The 3,638-nt window shown below is 47.6% G+C and carries 3 protein-coding genes; all 3 read right to left on the bottom strand.

Going from position 1 to position 3,638, the window contains the following annotated elements:
* Nucleotides 1-310 (bottom strand): BCCT family transporter (locus J4G07_22265; GenBank protein ID MCE2416711.1); only part of this gene is annotated, 310 nt, incomplete at its 3' end.
* A gap of 76 nt (nucleotides 311-386) precedes the next feature.
* The gene (locus J4G07_22260) at nucleotides 387-2,009 is read right to left on the bottom strand and encodes a BCCT family transporter (protein ID MCE2416710.1); all 1,623 of its coding nucleotides are present in this window, start codon (nucleotides 2,007-2,009) and stop codon (nucleotides 387-389) included.
* Between the two features lie 98 nt (nucleotides 2,010-2,107).
* The gene (locus tag J4G07_22255) at nucleotides 2,108-3,424 is read right to left on the bottom strand and encodes a hypothetical protein (GenBank protein MCE2416709.1); all 1,317 of its coding nucleotides are present in this window, start codon (nucleotides 3,422-3,424) and stop codon (nucleotides 2,108-2,110) included.
* Between the last annotated feature and the right edge of the window lie 214 nt (nucleotides 3,425-3,638).

Raw genomic sequence — 3,638 nt, 5'->3', positions numbered from 1 at the left:
CCTGCTGTCCCCCAAGGCGCACCTTACCAAGAGGCGAAATAATCAGATACAGGCAAAATACCACAAGGAGACTACAAGTAAGAAGAAACACCCAGTCTAAGCGTGAGGTCATCCACTTCCGGATATCCTCGAAGATGACTGTCGCTTTTTCTTGAAAGACGAGTGCTACGAGAACAAAAACGATGATCGTGAAACTGGAGGTCAGAAATACTGGGGCGTTAATATCCAGACCGAATATCTGGAGATTATCTTGACCCGCCTGGTAACGTTTTTCTGTTCCCGGTTGCAGCTGTGTTTCTCCGTCGTTCATATTTTGTTGCTCCTTAATATGACTGGATAAGAGCGGATGTTATTGACATCCGCTCGCCTGATACACGCTTTGCACATCAATCCGATTCACGCAATTCCGCGCGGAGTCCAATCCAGACACAGACTCCCATGCCTAATAACACAATCGCAAAGGGGAAACCCGTCGCAAGGGAAGCGGCTTGTAATGCTTTCAGCCCTCCGCCAAGTAGAAGTGCTATAGCGACTAAACCTTCCACAGTACACCAAAACACACGTTGTGGTATTGGCGCGTCAACCTTACCACCGGCTGCGATGATGTCAATAATCAGAGAGCCGGAATCTGACGAGGTAACGAAAAAAATGATTGTTAACGTCATAGCGACGCAGGAGAGCAGCGTTGTCCACGGAAGTCCTTCAAACATTTTGAACAGAGCCAGTTCGTAAGTATATGTCTCAACATTCTCGGTTACGCCCGTGTAACCCCCAGTGAGGAACTGGTGAATAGCAGTGCCACCAAAGGCACTAAACCAAATTAGACAGAGTAGGGTGGGTAGAAGCAGGACGAAGATGACGAACTCGCGAACCGTGCGTCCTTTTGAAATGTGAGCAATAAACGTGCCGATGAACGGTGCCCAAGCGATCCACCACGCCCAGTAGAACGTTGTCCAATCGTGGAAGAAGGCAGTGTCTTCACGTCCAATCCAGTTACTGAGCGGGACAATCTTCATGATATAGGTGCCGATCCCAGTGAAGAAACTGCGGAAAATGTAGAGTGTCGGCCCGAGAAGGATAATAGCCAAAAGCAATACAAATGCGAGAATTATGTTGAACTGACTGAGGCGTTTGATGCCGACATTAATACCCGTCATCACCGAGATCAGCGCGATGGCTGTAATCATGACAATCAGGAGAACCATCGTGACGGAGTTCGCTGGTATTCCGAATAGGTGGTTGAGACCGGAGGTCACTTGTTGTACGCCTAAACCGAGCGAGGTTGCGAGTCCAAAGATACCTGCGAATATGGCGAAGGTATCAATGATATGCCCGGGCCACCCCCATATCCGGTCGCCGAGTATCGGGTAGAAAGCGGATCGGATGAGGAGCGGCAACCCTCGGTTGTAAGCGAAAAACGCCAGGGCGAGTCCAACAACACCGTAGATCGCCCATCCTTGTAATCCCCAGTGAAAGACTGTCGTCGCTATACCCAAGGCAGCCGCCGTTTGAACCTTGGGATCCGAAGTATCTGGAACATTTTCAGCGGTATAGGCCGCCTCTGGGTCATAAATCGTTTCTGTCCCCAGCGGCGAATAACTACCCCCCTGAAAATAGGTAACCGGTTCCGAGACACCAAAGAACAGAAGTCCAATCCCCACGCCTGCAGCAAAAAGCATGGCAAGCCATGTTAGGTAGGAATATTCAGGCTTCGCATCAGCACCGCCGAGACGGATTTTACCGAGTGGCGAAAATGCGACGACCAGACAAAAGAGAAAGACCAAGTTGGCTGTAATCATGAACAACCAGTCGAGATTTGTCGTGAGCCAGACGTGGATATCTCCAAAGAGTTTTGTCGCACCTTCTTGGAAGATAAGAGAGCCGATGATAAAGACGACGATGGCAATACTGGAAATAACGAATACAGGTGTGAGATAAATCTCTAAACCGAATAACTTCTTGTACTCCCTTTCCTGCATATACTGTGGTTGTTTTCCTTCTTCGTGCATTTTCAAAATTCCCTTAGAGTTGAGTTAGCGGTTTTGAACCGCGCACGGAGCAAGGCACGCTTACAAAGCGTGCCCACAGTGGAAGGTTACGTAACCAATTAGAAATAATAACCGAAGTTAAAGTTAAGTCGCCAATGCATCGCGTTATTTCCGTTGGCACCCACGTGGTTCACCCCTGTAAGTATATTCCCGTAGGCATCTCCGGTGTTACCGACAAAGAAGTTGCCATCGGAAAGTGCTAAATCCGAGTAGACATAAAGAGCCCCCAAAACTGTCCAGCTTGCACCGATTGTGATGAGCATACTGGGGTTGTAGTCATCTACGGTTTTGAGGATAGTGCTCCATTCCACATACGGCGTAAGGCTATCAATCCATGAGATACTGGAGGTATCTATACCACCATAACGCAGCGATAGCGCGGGTATTAATCCTTTGGATGCAATGGGCCATGCAAAATCGTAAGCACCCATTGGAATTAGGTCTCCGCTGCCCCAAGGGGTTTTATCAGCGATATTATGCGCGTAATAGGAAAATTGTGAATAGAGCGTGAAATCCGCGAAGGAGTTCTTCATGTGTGCGGAAAGGGCATAGTGGTTACCACTATCATCACTACCCACATTTGTCCCTGCCAACAACCCGTATTGCAGCGACACACCGACATCTGCGATATTCTCAAGCGCATAGATCGCTCGGAGATTCAATTGGTGTTGCTCATCATATCCGTTTTCACCTGCGCCCCACTTGACGTTTCCTTTCGCATCAACTTTTTCTTCCCACTTGACGACATCATAGCTGTATCGCGAACTCGCCAAACTGCCATACTGTATCAGCTGAGGTTCGGGCATCAGGTAATAGCCTACATCCAGGGTTAACTTGTCAAAGGTGTCACTCCAAGTGATCCCTAAATCCATGTCGTCGGCAAGTCCGACATAAAAGTGTTGATCAAAAAACCAGCTCGTAGAAATGCCGTAGGCGGTTGGACCGAAGGGCACCCGTACAACACCCGCTTTAACTGTGCCGGAATCACCAAGTTTATATCCCAACCAGGCAGTGTGTATCATACTGTAGCCATCATACCATCGGTACTCAAGCCTACTGATGATGTTGTTATAGTCAAGGTCGGCATTGAGGCGGAATATCTCAAGGTCCACATCACCGATTTTTTCGCCTCGGGGGTGTGGATTCTCTTCATCGCCATAAGCACCGTAGGCGTAATTTACACGCATCGCTCCGCCGACTTTAATGGGACTCTTCTTCGGTGCTGGAGCCTCAACTGCCTCTTCTGTATCTTCGGTTGTATCAGCAATAGCATAGGAGAAAATAATTAGCAAAAGCACTATGCTGGAGCCGATGATGTATTGATATTTTCGATTTTTGATAAAGAAAGGAATTATGGAACTTCCATATTTGGACACGAGCCTTTCTCCTCAGTTAAATAATACCGTCCAATTCTAATAAAATAACCCAAGTTGCCAGTTGTAAATCCATGGGATATTCTTCAGAGTGTTTTTATCCCGAAACTTGCTATAGGCACTGACATTTTCCCATAGCCTTGTACTGCCACCGGAAATTCGGGCCACTCTCTAAACCAAGATTGTGCTACAATACAATCTTACTGAAAGGAGAATT

This window comes from Candidatus Poribacteria bacterium (assembly GCA_021295715.1).
Lineage (GTDB): Bacteria > Poribacteria > WGA-4E > WGA-4E > WGA-3G > WGA-3G.
Note: the sequence above shows the minus strand (reverse complement) of the source record. Positions and strands in the feature narration are given on the sequence as shown.